Consider the following 1,075-nt stretch of genomic DNA (forward strand, 5'->3'; position numbering starts at 1 on the left):
TAGGCGGCGTGGACAAATTTGAGCCAGTATCTGGCGGTGGCGATATGGACCATGCCAAGGAAACTGTTGGCCAGTTGATCGTAGCGGGTGGCGATGGCTCGGTGGACCTTCAGGTGACCGAACATGCGCTCGATGCGATTGCGCTGTTTGTATAGCGCGCGGTCATGCTCGATTTTCACGCGGCGGTTTGACCTGCCGGGAATGACCGCTTCGATTTCCCGTTTTGCAAGGTCAGCGCGGATTGCGTCGGCATCGTAACCCTTGTCGGCAAGCAGGGCATCCGGCGTGCGCTCGGGCAGGCCGATCAGGGCGTCATAGGCTTTGCAGTCTGCCGCCTCACCGACCGTCAAATGGAAAGCGAGCGGTCGTCCGAGGGCATCAGCCAAGCAGTGAAGCTTACTGGTGAACCCGCCCCGCGAGCGGCCAAGAGCGCGTTGATGAGTCCCCCTTTTCCGCCCGCTGCCGAGACGTGGGCGCGAACGGTGGTGCTATCAATGCTGTAATGGCCGCTGTCTGCCATGACCTCGGCCAGCATCACGGCAACGGTCTCCCAAACCCCGGCCTCGCTCCATCGTCGGAACCGCCGATAAACAGTGTTCCAACTGCCATATTTGGGCGGAACGTCCCGCCACGGTGCTCCACAGCGGAGACGCCAGAGGATGCCGTTGATGATTGAGCGGTTCTGTTCGGGCCGCCTGCCGCGACCTCGGTTTTCGGGCTCGATTGGCAGCAGGCCCTTCAAAATCCGCCATTCCGCTTCGGTGAGATCGCCTCTGCTCAAGCCTGCCTCCAAAAAACAGCCTTGAATCAATGCAATCACGTCAAGTCAATCGGGCAAATCGGGCCCAAACGAACAGAAGGGCAAGAGCCACCAACATCGCTGCCAAAGGGGGAGCGCCAAACTCGGCGAGCGCAAGCGGCATGCCCCAGACAATCGCGAATAACGCCGCGACCAACCATTTATGACGCATCCCTGCGCGATATACACTTCGGGAATGATCGTCGGTCATGCCAACATGGTAGCTCAAGCATTCAGAGCAGTCACCCGGAAACGAATTTGTCCACGCCGCCTAGG

The 1,075-nt window shown here is 59.7% G+C and carries 1 pseudogene; it reads right to left on the reverse strand.

Annotation, left to right across the window (positions count from 1 at the left end):
• A pseudogene (locus ADT71_RS35310) lies at nucleotides 1–820 on the reverse strand (IS5 family transposase); the annotation flags it as partial.
• Nucleotides 821–1,075 lie beyond the last annotated feature (255 nt).

The organism is Novosphingobium sp. ST904, assembly GCF_001298105.1.
In the GTDB taxonomy this organism is placed as follows: domain Bacteria; phylum Pseudomonadota; class Alphaproteobacteria; order Sphingomonadales; family Sphingomonadaceae; genus Novosphingobium.